Genomic DNA, 21,131 nt, shown 5'->3' on the forward strand with positions numbered 1-21,131 from the left:
ACCTTAAAGCTTTATTTGAAAAGTAAAATTTATAAAAAAAATCTTGGTCTAAAAGATTTTTTTGGAAAGCTCGATTTATCTTGCTTTACCCTGGATTCCTGCCTTCGCGTGAATGACATCGATCCTTAAGTTGTCACCCATGTGCGATCAACGGAATGACATTATTGTAGATAATCTATTAATATATTAGTATCAAAGGTAGCTTTCATTCGTTCCACTCATTACGTAATTTAGCCTGATATTCTAAACTATCTAGATTTTTATCTTTCCAGAGTCCAAAAGCGTTTTCAAATGCCTTATTATTGTGATCATTACTAGCAATGTAACTAGTTAAAGCTTGCCCAATAGTTTTATCTCTTGATATTTTTTTCTTGGATAGTTTATCTAGAATTTTAATTTGCGAATCAGCTATATTAATAATAGTTCTCACATAATCTCCTTAGGATTTTTTCCTAATTAGGATATCATATCCCTATGATACGTATTATTATCTTATATAATCCTTTAGATTTAAAATCTACAAATATTTCTCATTCTCTTCTTTAACCACAGCTATTAACTGCTTAACAGATAATACTTCTTGGTCAGTAGTTCCGAGCCTTCTAATCACTACTTGTTTATTTTCTTGCTCTTGTTTACCGATTACTGCAATCATCGGTATTTTTTGATTAGAAAACTCACGAATCTTATAGTTAATTTTATCAGGTGAGATATTAAAATCCGTTCTTACCCCGTTATCAATTAAAGCTTTCTGCACTTCCAAAGCATAATCGTTCAAATCGCTGGTAATAGTTGCAATAGCAACCTGCACTGGTGCAAGCCAAAGCGGAAACCTACCTGCATATTCTTCGATCAATATACCAATAAAACGCTCAAGTGAGCCAAGGATCGCTCTATGTAGCATTACGGGTCTTTTTTTCTCTCCGCTTGCTGCAACATAGCTAGCGTCTAACCGCTCCGGCAAAACAAAATCCATCTGAAGCGTACCACATTGCCATTGCCGCCCTATCGCATCGGTTAATACAAACTCAAGCTTCGGACCGTAAAATGCCCCCTCGCCCGGGTTGAGTGTATAAGTAAACCCTGCTTGTTCTACTGCTTCTTTTAAAGCATTCTCAGCCTTATCCCAAACTTCATTGCTCCCTGCTCTGATTTCAGGACGATCAGAGAATTTTACCTTTATATCAGTAAAGCCGAAATCCTTATAAACTTCAGTCAGTAATTTACAAAAATTAACCGTTTCATCGGTAATTTGTTCCGCAGCACAAAATATATGTGCATCGTCTTGCACTAAACTCCGCACTCTCATTAAACCATGCAACGCACCGGATGCCTCATTACGATGGCACAAACCAAACTCCGACATACGAAGAGGTAAATCACGGTAACTCTTGATACCTTGTTTGAAAATCTGCACGTGGCAAGGGCAATTCATCGGCTTCAAAGCTAATGTCTTGTTGTCTGTTTCTAACGCAAACATATCATCACGAAACTTTTCCCAATGTCCTGAAGCCTCCCAAAGGCTTTTATCAACCAAAACAGGAGTCTTAACTTCGATATAACCGTTTTTACGAATCTTTTTCCTAATATACTGCTCAATGGTATTATATATACTCCAGCCTTTATCATGCCAAAATACCATTCCTTGAGCTTCTTCTTGGAAGTGGAATAAATCAAGCTCACGCCCAAGCTTTCTATGATCACGCTTTTCGGCTTCTTCAAGCATCAAGAGGTAACTATCTAGCTGCTCCTTCGTGGCCCAAGCAGTGCCGTATATACGCTGCAACATCTCATTACGACTATCACCTCGCCAATACGCTCCTGCAACTTTCATCAACTTAAAATGCTTAACACCCCCTGTAGAAGGAGCATGTGGGCCTCGGCATAGATCAATAAAATTGCCTTGCCTGTATAAAGTAATTGGCTCACCTGCCGGAATTGAATCAATAATTTCGGCTTTATAATGCTCTCCTATCGATTTAAAAAACTCTACGGCTTTATCCCTATCCCATAGCTCTCTTGTTACTTGCTCGTTCTTTTGCGAAAGTTCTTGCATTTTAGCTTCTATAACGGCTAAATCATCAGTGGTAAAAGGTTTATCACGAGCAAAATCGTAATAATAACCGTCTTCAATTGCAGGACCAATCGTTACCTGAGTTTCAGGGAATAGTTCCTTTACTGCTTCTGCTGTTAAATGTGCCGCATCGTGCCTTATTATCTCGAGACATTCAGGATCTTTCGCAGTTAAAATACGAAGCTTGCAATCATTTTCAATTACGATACTTAAGTCTTGAAGCTCACCGTTTATTTCAGCAACCATTGCTGCTTTAGCAAGTGACATTGAAATTGCACTTGCTACTTCATAGGCGGTAATGTTTTTTGCAAATTGTTTTATACTCCCATCGGGAAAGGAAATATTAATCATTCTTTTATAACTTATTTTTTCTTCAAATTTTTTACTTGTAGACCTTATCTCGTAGCTCTTATTTCATTCCTGCAAAAGCAGGAATGACACTTAGACTACTTTCTGTCTTGATCTATCATAGCCATGGCATTCATAAATTCTAATACTCTTGTATCACTAAGGATCTGATCAATAGCTTTATCGTTAAAGGTTAGTCCGGCGTCTTTACTTTTTACATACACGACTAAAGATTCACCGTCTTTTAATTCAGAATTTTTACTAAAAACTTCTATTGCCCTAAAGCCGTATTGCTTTATTACTGAAGATTGTTTTCCTAGATTTAAAGCAAATTCCTTAGAATCTTCTATTTTATTAAGCACCGGTACAATAGCATTATTAGTATAATGCACAAAATTATTTATAACCGCACTCGGATCCGATAATTTTATTACGCTTTCTAGATTCAGAGGATTATCTATAGTAGGCATATCAATATCAATAGCAAAATTAAAATCATCCATTACAAGATTAGTTTTACCGGATAATTTTTTTGCTTCAGGATCAAACTCACCTTTTAAATTAAATTCGGAATTATTTATTTTTGCAAAAACACCCATTACTCTTTCCCCATCTTCTTGAGTAATAGGGCTAGTTAGTTTAAAAATTTTATCTAACTTAGCTTTTTTGTTTAAACTATTACTAAAGTAGCTTCCTAAAGCTTCAGCTGCCGTTTTTTGGTATGTTTCAGAAGGTTCTATAGTAGATTTAATATTTAAAGCAAAATCAAAAATTTTATCTTTTTTTATATTTAATTTATATAAATAACTTTCTACTTTTCCTTTTCTTTCAATATCACAAGCAAATAAAAACGGCTTACCTTTTACTAATTCTCCTAACATCTGCATAAAAATAACAGCATGCATATTCTTATCTTGCTTTTGATCTAGAGAAAAATTTTGAATTAATAATTTCCCAAGTGCTACTAACTCATCACTATATTTTAGTTTTAATTTGGAATTGTAAGAAATAGGTAAATTCAATATATCTAGCTTTGTCAAACCATACTCAAAGAAAGCAGTATCAGAGTCATTAGCTATTTGATCTCTCAAAAATTCAAAAATTTTATCATATAAATTTCTTCTGTACTTTTCAGAAATAAAAGAAACAGTATTTTTTCCATCCAAAATTAACAAATTAAGGTTATCCGATGTCTTAGTATTAGTAATTACAGAATTACTAATATCACTCTCTGCTAATTTTTCTGCATCTAGCGAACTATAAAGCGTTGATTTATTGTCACTCAAGCTTAATTTCCAATAATCAGGCTCTCTATTAAACAAAGATTTTCTAAACCAAATTGTTGTATGATGATCAGGTGAGTAAAAAATATTTTTTTCATCTTGAGCGGTAGTAATTTTTACATTATTGCCGTAAGAATCAATTCTTGTAATATTCAAAAACGGTATATGTCTAATAACTATTTCATCAAAATAAAAATCTATAGGTTTTAACATTACTTTATTTAAAGTAACACTAAATCCATATTTATTAACTTTTATTGCATCATAAGTTATATATTCTTCATATTTATCAAGAATAGAGATAATATTTTCTTTACTTTGATGTTCAAATTTATAGGCAGCATATCCCCACCCTACTAGGATTAGAGCTATAAAGCTTATTATAATAAATCGTATTTTCATCTTTTTTACTGTAAAAAATTATTAAAAATCAGAAATGTTGTTCCTGCGTAGACACCTAATCGTCATTGCGAGCAGCCGTAGGCTGCGTGGCAATCTCATGAAATAATAACAAGTTCCTGAGATTGCTTCGTCAATTACTTTGTAATTTTCCTCGCAATGACGAAAAACCGAACTTTGTAATAAAACCTTAAACAGTCCAAAATAGCATATATCGCTTAAAAAATATATTTATTTTTCTTTTAAACGATCAGCTATTAGCTGATATGATTCAAAAACCTTATTTGGTTCTTTTTCAAGCAATTCAAATCCCAATTTTTCATTACTGTTAATATGCCATAATCTACAATTATCCGGACTAATTTCATCAGTTAACATAATGATAGATTCTTCACCGTTAAACACACGCCCAAATTCTAATTTACACTCAACAAGCCGAATCCCGACACCGATAAATAAGCCGCTTAGAAAATCATATATACGCAAAGCCTGCTCTTTTACCGCTTTAATTTCATCCCTAGTTAACCAGCCGAAATTTAATATTTGATACTCATTAACTATCGGGTATTTAAATTCACGACTTCGGACCTTAAAATCAATGATAGGTTTATCAAATACATACCCTTCATCAATTCCGAATTCTTTTACAAATCTACTGCACGCTACTGATGATATTATGACTTGTATCGGGAAAACCTCAACATATTGAATTAATTGCTCCCTCATATTTATTTTTTCGATAAAATGATTTTCAATGCCGATCATTTCCAGTTTATCCATTAGAAAGGAAGAAATATTATTATTAAGTACTCCTTTACCTGATATATCAACAATCTCACCTGTTTCTAAAATAGCCTTATCGGAAAAAGCCATTATAAGTAAAAAATCTTCTGCGGCAGAATATAAAATTTTACTTGAACCTTCATATAATTTTTTTTTCATTTATTTGTCTCAAAATTCATTTTCCTCGTCATTGCGAGAAAATTACGAAGTAATCTCAGGAACTTGTTATTATTTCATGAGATTGCCACGCAGCCTACGGCCGCTCGCAATGACGACTCTGGTATCCACACAAGCATATCATTAAAATCCCTGAAGATCATTCGGACCGATAATTGCCGACGTAGTAGTACCACTAAATATTTTATTTGCCGTATTAATAATATCATCAGCTTTTATGCTCATGATAATTTCCATAATCTCTTCAGGAGAAATATATTGGCCGAAAACAGAATAATTTTTACCTATTTCTTCTGACTTATAGGTATTTTTCTCTTGAGCCATTTGTAAATTACTACGCAGTTGTGTTTTAGCTCTAAGAATCTCTTCTGTGCTTACTTGTTCAGTCATTTTTATTATTTCGTTTTTAATCTCTCTATATAATAATTCTAATTTATCATGTGCAGTGGATGCATAAATTGTAAACACTCCACTATCAAAATAAGCACTATTATAACTACCTACTGCATATGCTAAACCTAATTTCTCACGAATACTTTGAAATAAACGCGATGACATACCGCCACCGAATATTATAGAAAGTAGATGGGTTTGGTAAAGCTTTTCTAAATTAATATATGATGTACCTTCAAACCCTAGCACTAAACTAGTTTGCTCTAACTCCTTATTAATAAAGCCGTTCCCACCTATATATTTTGCTGGAATAAAGCTACTTTTTACTCCTTGCTTCAAAGAAGAAAATAACTGTTCCGCTATAATTACTATTTTATCATGATCAATATTACCGGCAATTGATAAATAGAGATTTTCAGCATTATAATGTTTATCTATAAAATTAAAAAAATGTTCTTTCGTAAAAGTTGCAAGGGTTTTAGCAGTACCTAAGATTGACTTACCCAACGGTTGTTCTCTATAAACTTTATTATAAAATTTCTCATATACTAGGTCATCTGGATTATCCTGATGATGAGCAATTTCCTGCATGATCACCTGATATTCCTTAGCTATTTCCTCATCAGCAAAAATAGAATTTTGAATTATATCGGCAAGTATATTAAGTGCTTTATCACAATTTTCAGACAAGACTCGTGCATAATATACCGTATTCTCATGACCGGTATAGGCATTAAAATGTCCACCTATAGAGTCAAACGCTTCCGCTATCTGTTTTGCCGTTCTAGTTTTTGTACCTTTAAAAGCCATATGCTCAAGAAAGTGAGATATGCCGTCCTCTTCTGCATTCTCATAACGTGCTCCAACTTTAGCAATTAAATTTATTGCTACCGAATTAACATAAGGCATATTATATGTTAAAATTGTCAAACCGTTTTTTAATTTACTAACATTAAAATTTTCTTTCATAATTTATCTTTTATTTTCTAAATCGTCATTGCGAGGAGACGCATAGCATCGACGTGGCAATCTCAGGAATTTTATATTACTTCATGAGATTGCCACGCTCCTTATAGTCGCTCGCAATGACGTTTTTTGATTTAAGCGATGACTCTCTTAACTTCGTAAGCCTTAGAAATCTTGCAAAAGCAAAAATTATTGAATCTATAAAACCGTCAAAACCAAATACAAAATAGCGTCTGATAAAAAACGCTTTAAAAAACCACCATATCATTTCAGTTGTTAAACGAAAATTTGAAAGCTTTTTTCCTTGCTTAACTAAATCTTTTGCTTGCTCGCTAGAATAAAAATTTGCTTTAGTGACCAACTGCTCAATTGAAGTACCCGAATAATGATAAGCAGCTTCATTTAATAGATAAATTTTACCTGCAAAATCAACATCTTTATTAAATATTACCGAATCATGAGTAGTACTATTTACGGTATTTGCAAAGCTTGCAAATTTTTTATTATACAACCGAGTACATTTATTAAATGGAGCAAACATTCGTGGCTTTTGGTCATTACGATGCATTATTAACAGCTTCATTTGATAAGCTAAATAACGATCTTGATTATGAGAAGCAAAAATATACTCTATTTCGTCTTGTAACTCTTTAGACAACTCCTCATCGGCATCAATATTAAGAACCCAATCATTTACGCAAAGGCTTTCGGCAAAAGATTTCTGTCCTACATAACCAAGCCACGGTTTTATTACTACCTTTGCTCCTAATTTTTCAGCTATTGCTACCGTATCATCAGTACTTTCGCTATCGACTACTATCACCTCATCAGTAATATTTTTTACGCTATTTATAGCTCGTGCTACCCTTGCGGATTCATTTTTGGTAATAATAAATGCTGAGATTTTTTCAGTTAATGACTTATTCATAATACGTATACATTCTAAGAATTTTTACAACTTTTTCTTGTTTATAAACTTCATAAACCAACCTATGTTGAATATTAATTCTTCTTGAATAGCAACCGCTAAAGTCACCAACGAGCTTTTCATATGGAGGGTAAATTTTCCAAGGATCAGTACTAACTATGTTTAATAAAACTTCTACTTTATTCTTTAAACCGGCTTGCACTATTTTCTTAGCATCTTTTTGTGCTTGTGTAGTATAACGAATTATATACATTTATAAAAAATTACCAATTTAATTTATCGCTACACTTTGCTATAGGCTCTGCTCGTCCTTCAATTAGAGACTTATGCATATTTGGAATAGATAATAAATATAAAGTTTCTTCCATATTACGATAATCTTCTTCTGAAATTATAACTACATTATTTCTTTTACCTTTAATATAAACAGGTTTGTGTACATCAGAAACATAATCTATAAGTTTATAAAGCTTACTTCTTGCTTCACTTGTATTATATATTTCCATTATTTTTTCCTTATAATTAGTGAGACTTAATATTAATAACGTACTATAAACAGTACGTTTTGTCAAGGTTATATTCCTACTATCACCCTAAACACCAGCTTAACTACATAAGTTAAAAGTAATGTGGATAATAATCCGCTAAGCCATAGGATAATAAACCATTGCCATCCTTTGAGACAAGAGGTTATTTTCTTAAATTTTTTAATATATCGGATGATGAGATGATTTGCCACGGAATATATAATAACAATAGAATGTGTAGCCAAGTATGACAGGTAGGAATATCCCAGCCCCTATCAACAGTAAAGACTGTGACTCCGGTGCTGCTGCTGCAGTTTCAAGCGTAACTTTATAAGGAACGATATATGGCCATATGCTTATCGCGAGCCCTAAATATCCTAATAAAAATAACAAGATCGTATAAATAAACGGCTTTACTTCTTTTTTCTGCTTAACGGCTTTAATTAACTTGATAAATATTAAAGCAGTTACAATAGGTACAATAGATAAATAGTAAATATTAGGTACACTAAACCAACGATGATTTATGTGGTTATTTAAGAAAGGAACCCATAAGCTTACAAGCCCCATAAAAAGTGCAACGTAAAATAAAATATATAAAACAGATTTATAAGCCCAATCTTGTGTTGTCTTTTCTGTTTTCAGAATAAGCCAAGTAGCACCCAATAGTGCATAACCGAATATTAATGCTATCCCCGTCATAACGGAAAAGGGAGTAAGAAAATCAAAGCTCCCTCCTACAAATTCTCGTCCTTCTATCTCTATGCCTTGGACAAACGTACCAAGCATTAAACCTTGACAAAAAACAGTAAGCATAGAACCGAAATGAAAAGCGTAGTCCCAAATATAACGATGACCTATATGAGCCTTAAAACGGAATTCAAAAGCTACACCACGAAATATTAGACCGAGTAACATCAATATAATAGGAATATATAAAGCCGGCATTAATAGCGAATATGCCAACGGGAAAGCCGCAAATAAACCACCGCCGCCAAGTACTAACCAAGTTTCGTTACCGTCCCAAACAGGAGCAATAGAATTGATCATTTTATGACGGCAATCATCGGTAGGTGCAAACGGAAATAAGATTCCTACTCCTAAATCAAAACCGTCTAATAAAACATATAAACAAATAGCGGTAGCTATAAGCCCACCCCAAACAAGCGGTAAATCTATATAAGGTGCAAAATTTAACATAAGCTTATTACTTTTCTAATAATGGGTTATTCAAACCACTCTCTCCGTACATTTCTTTATTATCTATCACTTCTATACCTTTCTTTATCAAATACATTATATAATATATACCCGCTCCGAAAATGATCACATACACTACTATAAAAGCAATTAGAGAAATAAATACATATTTGCCGAGTACCGGTGATACCGTATCCACGGTTTTTAAAATATTATATACTATATAAGGTTGTCTACCTACCTCGGTTACAAACCAACCGGCAAGTACTGCTATAAAACCTGAAGGTGACATTAATATATACCAATATTGAAACCAATGCGTAGTATATAATCTTTTCTTCAAGTAAAGATATAACCCTACAATACCTATAAATACCATTAAGCAACCGATTCCTACCATAATACGAAAGCTAAAAAATACTACTGCAACTGGCGGACGCTCTTCTTTTGTCCATTCTTTTAATCCTTTCACTTCACCGTCTAAACTATGCGTTAAGATTAAACTACTAGCATAAGGTATTTCTACAGCATATTTTGTTTTTTCTTCTTCCCCGTCAGGAAAGCCGATAAGATTAAAAGCTGCCCCTTTTTCTGTATTCCAAATACCTTCCATAGCCGAGACCTTGACCGGCTGATATTTAAGAGTATTTAAACCATGCAGATCACCAATAACTATTTGAATAGGTGCAACGATTAACGCCATTAACACCGCCATAAAAAGCATAATTTTAGCATGCTCTTTATAACGATTATTTAGTAAATAAAAGCTAGCTACACCACCGATAACAAAAGAAGTAGTTAAATAAGCCGCCGTAATCATATGGAAAAAGCGATATGGGAAAGAAGGGTTAAAGATAATTTCTAGCCAATTTAAAGGATAAAAGAATCCTTCGCCTCGCAGTTCAAAACCAGCAGGCGTATGCATCCAGCTACTAGCTGCAAGTATCCAAAAAGCTGAGATTACAGTACCAACGGCAACTATTAACGTAGAAATAAAATGTACTTTTTTACTGACTTTATTAAAGCCGAATAACATTATACCTAAAAAAGAAGATTCGAGGAAAAAGGCAGTAAATACTTCAAAACCGAGAAGCGGACCGAGGACATTTCCAACCTTATCTGAAAAATGCGACCAGTTAGTACCGAATTGATAAGACATTACAACACCCGAAACTACCCCCATACCGAAAGTAACGGCAAAAATCTTCACCCAAAATTTGTATATTTCTTGATAAACCGGCTTTTTTGTTTTCAACCATAACCCTTCAATTACCGCTAAAAAGCTTGCAAGCCCTATAGTAAAAGCAGGGAATATTATATGAAAACTTATGGTAAAAGCAAATTGAATCCTTGATAATAATCCTTGATCAAATTCCATATTTAGGCTGCTGTTTTAAGATAATAAACTTTGTGACAATAACAATATACTCCCAGTGTAATAACGTATACTTAATACGTGAGTACCACAGTACTTATAGGACGACGTAGCCAACTTTTCAAATTAAACGAGTATACAGTATTTGATTTCATTATCAACCTTTGCTATTATTAAATTCTATCTGATTAGTTTTAACAAATTTTCCTTTTTCGGAGTTCCAATTATAATGAACATTTACTATTCTTACTTCTGTAACATTAATATCACCATTGGGCAATTGCGTTACATCATACCCTTTTCGGATAGAATCCGTAATTAATAAACTTGCTTGACAAATATATTTTACATCAAAGAACGGAGAATCGTCTTCCTTAGACTTTTCTTGTTCTTCTAAAAAATTATTAGATAATTCCTTTTCTTGCATTTCTAATGATGTTGAAGTTATTTTCTGAATTTTGTAGCATTATTTAAGGTAAGAAGCAAGGCTTGTTTATTATTTTTCCACAGATTTAATATTTTTAGGTATATTTTAAAATAATTAAATTAAAATATGCTCCAAAATAACACGAATTAATACATTATTTTAAAATCGAGGTACATTATCGTGATAAAATACCCTACTTTATCTAAATCAACATTTAGCTTAGGTATTTATTTTTTAAAATTCGATAAAGTTAAAATGACTTTATTGACTGTAATTTGTATTTTACTCGGTATGATTCCGGCGATTGATAGTATATTACTTCAGAAAATCATTGATTTAATAGAATCTTTCAGCGATAAGAACGCTAATAATCTTTTATCTTCCATGATTTACTGGGCAGTATTTTATGCTCTTTGGTGGGAGAGTATTAATATAGCATATCGTTCATATGATTATTTGTATCTCAAGACTATGCCCGTAATAAAAGGGAAAATACTAAATGAACTTTATAATTATACCCAATATCATAGCCATAAATTCTTTCAGGATAATCTAGCAGGACATATTAGCAATCGTATTACCGAAACTGCAAGATCGTTTGAGATGATTATTTCAATATTCGGTGAAAAAATTCTTCGTAAACTCGCTATTATTGTATTTGCATTAATTGCTTTATATTCGGTACATTACGTTTTTGCTACGATATTTATTTTATGGATTACGGTTTTTTTAGGACTTAGTGTTCTTTTCTCCGATAAAATCAATAAATACTCATTAAATTATGCTAGAAGCCAATCTTTTGTTGCCGGTAGTATCGTAGATGCAATCAGCAACATTAATGCGGTTAGAATGTTTACAGCCCATAAATTTGAACGTCAACATCTAGAAACAAGAGTAGAAAATGCCATAGCCGATGAGCAGACTATGCAATTCTTTATGTTCAAATTGCGTTATGCTCTTGGGACTTCTTGTTCAATAATGATTTTTATAATGATTTATTATTTATCTAAACTTCGTAGCGAATTATCTATAAGCATAGGTGATTGCGTATTAGTGCTAACATTATGTATAAATGTAGCAGACGATATTTGGGATTTAACGCAAGAAATCGGTGATATGTTCGAGCAGGTCGGGGCATTTAATCAAGGCTTATCTTTAATGGCACCGCATATTATAACTGATATTGAAAACGCTACTCCATTAGATATCAAAGAAGGGGTTATTGAATTTAGAAATGTTACATTTAATTATCATCATAATAACAATCTATTTTATAATAAATCGGTATTAATACCGAGTAAACAAAAAATAGGACTAATTGGATTTTCAGGTTCAGGGAAAACCACTTTTATTAGTTTACTCACTAGGTTACATGATATAGAAGAAGGAATGATTTTAATAGATAATCAAAATATTAAAAACGTAACTCAAGATTCTTTAAGAAAAGCCATTAGCCTTATACCTCAAGAACCGGTGCTTTTTCATCGTACCATTTTGGACAATATCAGATACGGGAAAAAAGAAGCTACTCTTGAGGAGGTTATAGAAGCAGCAAAAGCTGCACATATTCATGATGTTATCGATAATCTACCGGACGGTTACGATACTATGTGCGGTGAACGGGGGAATAACTTATCAGGCGGTCAGCGTCAAAGAATTATCATAGCAAGAGCCATATTAAAAAATGCTCCTATTTTAATTCTCGATGAAGCAACAAGTAGCTTAGATAGCGAGACGGAAAGCCTGATTCAAGAATCAATGGATTATTTAATGCAAAATAAAACCGTGATAGTCATTGCCCACAGATTATCTACTTTACTCAATATGGATAGAATTTTAGTTTTTGAAAAGGGAAGTATAATCGATGACGGTAGCCATACAGAATTACTAAAAAATAGTAAGCTATATCAAAAATTATGGAACTCTCAAGTTAAAGGGTTAATAGTGTGAGGAGGTATTACCCAGGTATTATGTCATTCCTGCGAAAGCAGGAATGACATAATACCAGCCTCAACCTTGAAACTAAATCATTATGAGCCACTATTTTTCCTATTTCTTCAACTTACAGTAGTCCGTACTCTGTCATCGCTTTTATTGCACTCTCAGGTAATTCTATCTTATCTGTAGCGTTACTATAAATAATATCTTCAATTTTTAAAATGCATAAAAACTCTAAAGGCGGTATCAATTTAGCTATCTTTTCCTCTAATTCTATTAATGGTTGTATAGAATCATCCGAATCCAAACTCATTTGATTTGAAAATTTATATAGTTCTAATAGGCGTTTTATATACTCATCCTTAGAAATATCTTTTACAACCGGTAATATTGCTGCTTTCCATTGAACAAATGCAGCTAAATCTTTCTTGTCAATAGCCTTAATTTTCTTGTAATCATTCTTACGAAATACGGATTCAAGCGTTAAAAGAGCTTTCAGAGGTTCATAAATTGCTTCCTTGTCACGGACCATTTGACCGTCAAGATCGAGTATATCCGAATTAGCACCATATTGTACAAATACTTTTACCATATCTGTACTCTGCTTCCTATCATTAAGCTCTCTAGTTAGGTCTACTAAACTTTTAAATGCGGTTTTTTCACAACGGATAAATTCCATATTAGCACCATAAGCGAGCAATTTAGTTACCATGGCTATATTTAGGTATAGGAACGTACATATTTCTAAATAAGTCATATTGTCACCTTTTACGTAATTAGGATCCGCACCATTTTCAATTAGAAATGCTGCCATATCAAAATGTTGAGCTGTTAGGGCAGTGTGAAAAACGGTCATGCCGCTGTTGTGGTCAAGGATTATATTTGCACCTTTTGCAAGTAGAAGCCTTACTATCCCTTTCTGATGATTATGACACGCAAAATATAAAAAAGATTTAGCCTCACCTTCCAATGTATATACTTCTGTATTTGGATCAATATTTAAAGAGGTTAACATACTATCAACTAAATCATAATCACCTTGACAAATTGCTTTAACTATAGCAGTGTCAGGAGATCTTGCTATTTTATCTACAGTGCAGTAATATTGGACACACTAGAAATATTTGTATTTGGATCTTCAATCAAAGCTTTGAATTCTTTGACAAAACTTTCTCTAAAAAATTCATATCTTTTTATTTTATATATATTATTAAATTCCATATTTTGCTGTTCTTCTATATCTTTACTGCTTAATATCTCATGAAATTTATTTCTAATTATATCATCGGTTATCATAGTATTTCCCTTAATGATTCAATTGATAGTATTTTGTATCGTACAGAAAAAAATCATTTTATCAACAAATAGTTTATTTATTAGTAAGCAATCAATAAACTAAAATATTATATTAAATATTGTCATATGCTGTTATAATCACTTTTTTAGCCACTAATATTTAAACAATGAAACTATCTGATTTTGACTTTGATTTACCAAGCGAACTGATCGCACAATATCCATCTAGTGAACGTGATAACTCAGATTTACTAATTGCTGTTACGCCGCCTATTAAAACCAAATTCTACAACATAATAGATTACTTAAAAGAAGGGGACTTATTAGTCTTTAATAATAGTAAGGTAATAAAAGCAAAGTTAAATTTGGGGAAAAATGTTACAATAAATTTGAATCAAAAATTATCAGATGATAGTTGGTCGGCTTTTGCTAAACCAGCTCGAAAGCTTCATGTAAATGATGAATTTTATTTTGATAATCATAAGGTAATTATTACCGAAAAACTTGCAATGGGTGAGATTAAAGTAAAATTTGAACTTAATGATATTTCTGTATTCGAGTTCTTAAATAAATACGGTGAGATGCCGCTACCGGTTTATATTAGGCGTTCACACTCATTATGTCATCCCGTGGCTACGACCACGGGATCCAAAAAATATTTAAATAATGACTGGATCCCGTGGTCAAACCACGGGATGACAAACACTCAAAACGACAACGACCGCTATCAAACTGTCTATAGCCAAATAGAAGGTTCAGTTGCAGCACCGACGGCAGGTTTGCATTTTACAAAGGATATACTTGATAAGCTTAAGGCAGAAGGCATACAAGCTACATTTTTAACATTACATGTGGGAGCTGGAACTTTTTTACCTGTAAAAACCGAAAATATTCATGAACATAAAATGCATACCGAATATTGCTCTATTACTCCTGACACTGCTGAAATCATAAATAAAGCAAAGCAAGAAGGGAAACGTATTATCGCAGTCGGCACTACAACACTTAGAACACTTGAAAGTTCTTGCAATAACGGCATCATAAAAGCAGGTAGCTTTGAAACCGATATTTTCATAACCCCAGGTTTTAAATTTCAAACAGCCGATATGCTGCTTACTAATTTCCATTTTCCTAAATCGACTTTATTTATGCTTATATGTGCTTTTGCCGGATTTAAAGAGATGCATGAATTATATAAATATGCTATAAAAGAAGCAATGCGTTTTTTTAGCTACGGCGATGCAACGCTTTTATGTAGGAAATGATAATCACAACCGTCATTGCAAGCAACTAAAAGGAGCGTGGCAATCTAGCAAAAATAACAAAAAATGCTAAAGGTTAGCATTTTTCACTGGATCCCGTGGTCAAACCACGGGATGACGGAGGTGAAATTGATCCACGTAACAAAGCCTTCCTGCTTTTAGCTAGGAACGACATTTTAGAAAAAACCTATAACAAACTAGATAAAAAATATTTTAGATGATTAAATACTCTAATTTATTAATACGAGATTCAAAACAAACTGCTTTACGAGAAGAATTAAAACAGCTGGCAACAGCACTTAATAAGCCTAAAAGTTTATTCAAATTCTTTAATCAAAACAACTTAAAAAGCGGAATTTATTTATACGGTCCGGTGGGCAGCGGTAAAACTATGCTCATGAATTCTTTTTTTGAAGAATTAACCACACCTAAAATAATAATACATTATCAGAACTTTATGCAGGAAATTCATAAATCTATGCATAAATTACAAACAGCAAATCAGAAAGATATCATCAATAAAATTGCTAAAAACTATGCTAAACAAACTAAAGTGTTATGTATAGATGAGTTTGAAATTAAAGATATTACTGATGCAATGATAATCGGTAGATTATTTAATGAATTAATAAAACAAAATATTTTTATTTTTATAACTTCTAACACGAGTCCCAATAATATGTACAAAGACGGATTACAACGAGAATCTTTCTTACCTTTTATAAAGATAATCAATAATACATTTTATGTTAAATATCTAGATAATCAACATGATTATCGATTTGATAAGGCGTTAAGAGTTAAAGAGGCAAGGATAATTTATCCTTTAACTTTAGAAAACCAAAACAAACTTGAAAAAATTATCACGGATATTAGTGATAATAATCTTGCTTCTCAAAATATACAGGTTCTAGGTCGAGAAATATCCTTTCAAAAAGTGCATAAAAGAATATTAGTAACAGATTATAATGAATTATTTACAAGAGACTTAAGCTATATCGATTATGTTAATATTTGCCAAAATTTCAACGTTATTATAGTGGGGAACGTTCATACTATCGATGCTAACGATACAAATACAGCCATTAGATTTATCAACTTTATCGATAATGCCTATTTCTATAAAATACTCTTATTTATGAGCCTAGAAGATAACCCAAATAAAATATATCAAGGTTCAGCACGAGCCGCAGAATTTAAACGCACTACTTCAAGACTAAATGAAATGAATAGCGAATCTTATTTATTAAATAATGATTTTAAGAATTAACTTCAATTTTCGCTAAAAAAACTCTTTAATTACTAATTAAAATTTATTTACAGATGACCTCTAAGAAACTTAATAAATTCATCAATATTGATCTTTATATTGTCTTCTAAATGCTCTTCTGTTGTCTGATCTACATAAAAAGGATAATAATCGCATGACATATAATTTTCCATTCTTTTATAAAAACTTCTAGAGGGAGTTGTACCGTGATCAATCTCTACTACTTTGCATTTTGGAGCCGCAAAAATAAAGTTAGCAAATCCTGATCCGTGCGATCCAACTATTATTTTTGCTTTATTAAAAAGCTGGGCCTGTTTATACGGGAAGGATAGCTCTAGATATATTACTTTAAAACCGGATCTCTAAATTTTTTCTATTAATTCCTCTTCATTAACTATTTTTCTGGTAGAAGCGTATTTACGAGAAAGATATATTTTATCGTATGCTTTACCATTATCTTTAATAAAAATATTTCTTAAATCTTTTTTTAACCATAAAGGCAAAGGTGTACCTTTTACCGGAATAAACGGTACAGATGGAACAATTAGTCTAGTAGCTTGAATTATACAGTCACTATTTACTACAAAAAACTTATCTTCCGGTATATTTAAATAATTTAATACTATTTCTAATGACTTAATTTGCCATGAATATTTTAAATTATTAATATAGATACGATCATATTCAAGAGCTGATTCTTTTAATACAATTAATCTAGGCAAAATTTGTAGCAGCCAATGATACCAATTTTCAGAACCAGAAGATGAAATTACTGCTAATTGTCCATTAAAATATAAAGGATTTTCAGTATTAATATCTCGTTTTTTTAATAAACTATGTTGATCACCTAAGCTTGTTTGAGTATCTTGTAGAATATAACCTTCTTGAGTTAAAATTCCACCTTCATTAATTACTGTGCCGTTTGGTAACTCTAAAATAAATTGACCAGTATTTTTTTTCTTTAAATAGCTTTTTAATTTCTATGTTAGATTTTAGCGACTCCATGGAAATAAATTGATGTTTATTTTTTAATGCGTAAACATTACTAATATAGAGAAAGAAAGATAATTAAAAATTTGCATTACAAGCTTGGCAGCGACTTACTCTCCCATGCCTTATGACATAGTACCATTAGCGCTATGAGGTTTCACGTTCGAGTTCGGGATGGGATCGTGTGTTTCACTCATGCTATAACCACCAAGCTAGCAATACAAACTTTTAAAAAGATAGATTTGTATTATAGTTTGCTGTTAATGTTGTTGCACAACTCAAAAAAATTCTTAATATCATATCTTAACTTTTACTACGATACTCAGCAAAATAATTTTCGCTGGATATCGTGGCAGGGCTACAGTATAACATTAGTTATGCAATAACATTTTTATTAGTTGATAAAAAGCTATTTAACCTGATAATTTTGTGAATAGATACTATACTCTTATAACATTAACACTATATGCATATGTAATCTCACAGCAAAGTAAATCAATCGAGCTATTAGTATCGGTTAGCTACACACATTACTGTGCTTCCACACCCGACCTATCAACGTGGTGGTCTTCCACGGCTCTAATGGGGAAGTCTAGTTTTGAGGGGGGTTTCCTGCTTAGATGCATTCAGCAGTTATCCCTTCCGTACTTAGCTACCCAGCTGTGCCGTTGGCACGACAACTGGTCCACCAGGGGTACGTCCACCTCGGTCCTCTCGTACTAAAGGCAGATCCTCTCAAACTTCCTACACCCACGGCAGATAGGGACCGAACTGTCTCACGACGTTCTAAACCCAGCTCACGTACCACTTTAATCGGCGAACAGCCGAACCCTTGGGACCTTCTCCAGCCCCAGGATGTGATGAGCCGACATCGAGGTGCCAAACGATTTCGTCGCTATGGACGCTTGGAAATCATCAGCCTGTTATCCCCGGAGTACCTTTTATTCGTTGAGCGATGGCCCTTCCACTCGGGACCACCGGATCACTATGACCGACTTTCGTCTCTGCTCGTCTTGTCAGACTCGCAGTCAGGCTAGCTTATGCCATTACACTCTAAAAGTTGATTTCCGACCAACTTGAGCTAACCATCGCGCGCCTCCGTTACTCTTTGGGAGGCGACCGCCCCAGTCAAACTACCCACCATGCATTGTCTCGGATCCTGATTCAAGGATCTCGGTTAGATGTCAAGAACCAAAAGGGTGGTATCTCAAGGGTGACTCCACAAAGGCTGACGCCTTCGCTTCGTAGTCTTCCACCTATCCTGCACATCTGATTCCTAACACCAGTGCAAAGCTATAGTAAAGGTTCACGGGGTCTTTCCGTCTGACCGCGGGAACTCCGCATCTTCACGGAGAATTCAATTTCGCTGAGTCGATACTGGAGACAGTGGGGAAATCGTTACGCCATTCGTGCGGGTCGGAACTTACCCGACAAGGAATTTCGCTACCTTAGGACCGTCATAGTTACGGCCGCCGTTCACTGGGACTTCAATTCAGAGCTTGCACCCCTCCTTTTAATCTTCCAGCACTGGGCAGGCGTCAGACCCTATACGTCGTCTATTGACTTTGCAGAGCCCTGTGTTTTTAATAAACAGTCGCTACCCCCTAGCTTGTGCCACCTGCACATGGTTGCCCATATACAGGTCATCTTTCTTCCGAAGTTACAGATGCAATTTGCCTAGTTCCTTCAGCATCGTTCTCTCAAGCGCCTTGGTATACTCTACCTGTCCACCTGTGTCGGTTTCGGGTACGGTCTATAATGAAGGTGTTATTTCCTGGAAAACATTCACCGCACAATCAATCCAATAAGACTGTACAATTTACTATTTTCGTCACATCCTTCAGGTTCAGGAATATTAACCTGATTCCCATCGATTACGCCTTTCAGCCTCATCTTAGGGGCCGACTAACCTTGCGCAGATTAACTTTACGCAAGAACCCTTGGACTTTCGGCGAGAATGTTTCTCACATTCTTTATCGCTACTTATGTCAGCATTCTCACTTCCGATACCTCCAGCAAACCTTACGGTTCACCTTCGCAGGCTTACGGAACGCTCCGCTACCATTTATGCCAAATGCATAAATCCGCATCTTCGGTACATGACTTGAGCCCCGTTACATTGTTGGCGCAAGAAAACTTATTTAGACTAGTGAGCTATTACGCTTTCTTTAAATGATGGCTGCTTCTAAGCCAACATCCTAGTTGTTTTGGTCTTCTCACATCCTTTAACACTTAGTCATGATTTAGGGACCTTAGATGGCGGTCTGGGCTTTTTCCCTCTCGACTATGGACCTTAGCACCCATAGTCTGTCTGCTATGCTGTACTCATCGACATTCGGAGTTTGATTGAGTTTGGTAAGTCTGTGGGACCCCCTAGCTCATTCAGTGCTCTACCTTCGATGGTAATCGCTATAACGCTCTACCTAAATAGATTTCGCGGAGAACCAGCTATATCCGAGTTTGATTGGCCTTTCACCCCTAACCACAGCTCATCCCCTACTTTTTCAACAGTAGTGGGTTCGGTCCTTCAGTGGATTTTACTCCGCTTTCAACCTGGCCATGGCTAGATCACCCGGTTTCGGGTCTAATTCATCTAACTAAACGCCCTATTCAGACTCGCTTTCGCTACGCCTACACCTAACGGCTTAAGCTTGCTAGATAAACTAAGTCGCTGACCCATTATACAAAAGGTACGCCGTCACAAGACATATAAATACGCTTGCTCCGACTGCTTGTAAGCATTTGGTTTCAGATACTATTTCACTCCCCTTGTCGGGGTACTTTTCACCTTTCCCTCACGGTACTTGTTCACTATCGGTCACTAGAGAGTACTTAGGCTTAGAGGGTGGTCCCCCTATGTTCAAACAGGATTTCACGTGTCCCGCCTTACTCAAGGACTTCAAACTTTTTACCTATACGGGACTATCACCCTCTATGGTCAACCTTTCCATGTTGTTTTAGTTATTTTTTTGAAGCCACTGGCCTGGTCCGCGTTCGCTCGTCACTACTAACGGAGTCTCGGTTGATGTCCTTTCCTCCAGCTACTTAGATATTTCAGTTCGCTGGGTTTGCCTCATATAGCTATGTATTCACTATACAATACCTAATAAATTAGGTGGGTTTCCCTATTCGGAAATCTTCGGATCAAAGTTTATTCGCAACTCCCCGAAGCTTATCGCAGCGTATTACGTCCTTCATCGCCTTCTAGTGCCAAGGCATCCACCAAATGCTCTTATTATATTTACTTACGCTTTTAACTTGAGATTACACAATGCATACAGAATTAATTTCACAATTATTTTCAGCATCTACTCACGATATAAATTTTTATTATCGCGGTGTATTTAGTTTTTAGCTTTATCAACTTTTTAAACAGCTACAAAGTTTTACGTTTCAAACTTTGTGTGATGATTTTATATCTATATTTTGAAAGCTTGTCAAACACTAATTTCAAATAATTTTAATTTTATTTCTTATGAGAGAGCTTAAAGTTAT

Annotated in this window: 17 protein-coding genes, 2 rRNA genes and 1 pseudogene; 3 read left to right on the plus strand and 17 right to left on the minus strand. The window is 34.1% G+C overall.

Translation table 11 applies throughout. From position 1 onward, the window contains the following. Nucleotides 1–205: 205 nt before the first annotated feature. From GCO76_RS03450 to GCO76_RS03500, 11 genes are all read right to left on the minus strand, one after another. Entirely contained in the window at nucleotides 206–430 is a 225-nt protein-coding gene (locus tag GCO76_RS03450; RefSeq protein ID WP_103897223.1) for a hypothetical protein, read from the minus strand. Between the two features lie 87 nt (nucleotides 431–517). Then, a complete protein-coding gene (thrS, locus tag GCO76_RS03455) occupies nucleotides 518–2,425 on the minus strand; it encodes a threonine--tRNA ligase (protein ID WP_410956174.1) in 1,908 nt (635 codons plus the stop codon). 95 nt (nucleotides 2,426–2,520) lie between these two features. Next, the gene (locus GCO76_RS03460) at nucleotides 2,521–4,107 is read right to left on the minus strand and encodes a phosphoribosylaminoimidazolesuccinocarboxamide synthase (RefSeq protein ID WP_410956175.1); all 1,587 of its coding nucleotides are present in this window, start codon (nucleotides 4,105–4,107) and stop codon (nucleotides 2,521–2,523) included. A 228-nt stretch (nucleotides 4,108–4,335) separates the two neighbouring features. After that, nucleotides 4,336–5,046 (minus strand): phosphoribosylaminoimidazolesuccinocarboxamide synthase, encoded by a 711-nt coding sequence (locus GCO76_RS03465; protein WP_410956176.1) that lies wholly within the window; start codon nucleotides 5,044–5,046, stop codon nucleotides 4,336–4,338. A 141-nt stretch (nucleotides 5,047–5,187) separates the two neighbouring features. Continuing rightward, nucleotides 5,188–6,426, minus strand: coding sequence for a M16 family metallopeptidase (locus GCO76_RS03470; protein ID WP_103897225.1), 1,239 nt, complete (start codon nucleotides 6,424–6,426; stop codon nucleotides 5,188–5,190). Nucleotides 6,427–6,502: 76 nt separating this feature from the next. Next, the gene (locus GCO76_RS03475; RefSeq protein WP_410956177.1) at nucleotides 6,503–7,351 is read right to left on the minus strand and encodes a glycosyltransferase family 2 protein; all 849 of its coding nucleotides are present in this window, start codon (nucleotides 7,349–7,351) and stop codon (nucleotides 6,503–6,505) included. Further along, nucleotides 7,344–7,604 (minus strand): Txe/YoeB family addiction module toxin, encoded by a 261-nt coding sequence (locus GCO76_RS03480; protein ID WP_410956178.1) that lies wholly within the window; start codon nucleotides 7,602–7,604, stop codon nucleotides 7,344–7,346. The genes GCO76_RS03475 and GCO76_RS03480 overlap by 8 nt, the downstream gene beginning before the upstream one ends. A gap of 10 nt (nucleotides 7,605–7,614) precedes the next feature. Further along, nucleotides 7,615–7,857 carry a type II toxin-antitoxin system Phd/YefM family antitoxin gene (locus GCO76_RS03485; protein ID WP_014013992.1) on the minus strand — a complete coding sequence of 81 codons (243 nt, stop codon included), beginning with the start codon at nucleotides 7,855–7,857 and terminating at the stop codon, nucleotides 7,615–7,617. A gap of 201 nt (nucleotides 7,858–8,058) precedes the next feature. Continuing rightward, entirely contained in the window at nucleotides 8,059–9,078 is a 1,020-nt protein-coding gene (cydB, locus tag GCO76_RS03490) for a cytochrome d ubiquinol oxidase subunit II (RefSeq protein ID WP_410956179.1), read from the minus strand. A 7-nt stretch (nucleotides 9,079–9,085) separates the two neighbouring features. Then, nucleotides 9,086–10,456: a cytochrome ubiquinol oxidase subunit I gene (locus GCO76_RS03495; protein WP_410956180.1), complete on the minus strand. Its 1,371-nt coding sequence runs from the start codon at nucleotides 10,454–10,456 to the stop codon at nucleotides 9,086–9,088. 154 nt (nucleotides 10,457–10,610) lie between these two features. Then, nucleotides 10,611–10,880, minus strand: a complete 270-nt coding sequence (locus tag GCO76_RS03500) for a DUF2671 domain-containing protein (protein WP_014013989.1) — start codon at nucleotides 10,878–10,880, stop codon at nucleotides 10,611–10,613. Nucleotides 10,881–11,060: 180 nt separating this feature from the next. Between GCO76_RS03500 and GCO76_RS03505 the strand changes: the two genes are divergently transcribed. Then, on the plus strand, nucleotides 11,061–12,830 hold the full coding sequence (locus tag GCO76_RS03505) for an ABC transporter ATP-binding protein (RefSeq protein ID WP_410956181.1): 1,770 nt from the start codon (nucleotides 11,061–11,063) through the stop codon (nucleotides 12,828–12,830). A 112-nt stretch (nucleotides 12,831–12,942) separates the two neighbouring features. Here GCO76_RS03505 and GCO76_RS03510 read toward each other — a convergent pair whose 3' ends face one another. Both GCO76_RS03510 and GCO76_RS03515 read right to left on the minus strand, forming a co-directional pair. Then, entirely contained in the window at nucleotides 12,943–13,833 is an 891-nt protein-coding gene (locus GCO76_RS03510) for an ankyrin repeat domain-containing protein (RefSeq protein WP_410956182.1), read from the minus strand. Nucleotides 13,834–13,907: 74 nt separating this feature from the next. Continuing rightward, nucleotides 13,908–14,114 carry a hypothetical protein gene (locus tag GCO76_RS03515; protein WP_410956183.1) on the minus strand — a complete coding sequence of 69 codons (207 nt, stop codon included), beginning with the start codon at nucleotides 14,112–14,114 and terminating at the stop codon, nucleotides 13,908–13,910. A 167-nt stretch (nucleotides 14,115–14,281) separates the two neighbouring features. On the opposite strand from GCO76_RS03515, the gene queA reads away from it, so the two are divergent. Continuing rightward, the gene (gene queA / locus GCO76_RS03520) at nucleotides 14,282–15,379 is read left to right on the plus strand and encodes a tRNA preQ1(34) S-adenosylmethionine ribosyltransferase-isomerase QueA (protein WP_045805349.1); all 1,098 of its coding nucleotides are present in this window, start codon (nucleotides 14,282–14,284) and stop codon (nucleotides 15,377–15,379) included. Between the two features lie 214 nt (nucleotides 15,380–15,593). Continuing rightward, nucleotides 15,594–16,646: a cell division protein ZapE gene (gene zapE, locus GCO76_RS03525; protein WP_410956184.1), complete on the plus strand. Its 1,053-nt coding sequence runs from the start codon at nucleotides 15,594–15,596 to the stop codon at nucleotides 16,644–16,646. Nucleotides 16,647–16,693: 47 nt separating this feature from the next. Here the strand turns inward: zapE and GCO76_RS03530 are convergent, their stop codons facing one another. From GCO76_RS03530 to GCO76_RS03545, 4 genes and pseudogenes are all read right to left on the minus strand, one after another. After that, nucleotides 16,694–16,819 carry a hypothetical protein gene (locus GCO76_RS03530; RefSeq protein ID WP_323811190.1) on the minus strand — a complete coding sequence of 42 codons (126 nt, stop codon included), beginning with the start codon at nucleotides 16,817–16,819 and terminating at the stop codon, nucleotides 16,694–16,696. Between the two features lie 105 nt (nucleotides 16,820–16,924). Next, nucleotides 16,925–17,368 (minus strand): annotated as a pseudogene (locus GCO76_RS03535) (glycosyltransferase family 61 protein); the annotation flags it as partial. A 365-nt stretch (nucleotides 17,369–17,733) separates the two neighbouring features. After that, nucleotides 17,734–17,848, minus strand: a 5S ribosomal RNA gene (gene rrf / locus GCO76_RS03540). Between the two features lie 274 nt (nucleotides 17,849–18,122). Continuing rightward, nucleotides 18,123–20,883 (minus strand): 23S ribosomal RNA (locus GCO76_RS03545). Between the last annotated feature and the right edge of the window lie 248 nt (nucleotides 20,884–21,131).

This window comes from Rickettsia koreansis, from assembly GCF_046532895.1.
Lineage (GTDB): Bacteria > Pseudomonadota > Alphaproteobacteria > Rickettsiales > Rickettsiaceae > Rickettsia > Rickettsia rickettsii.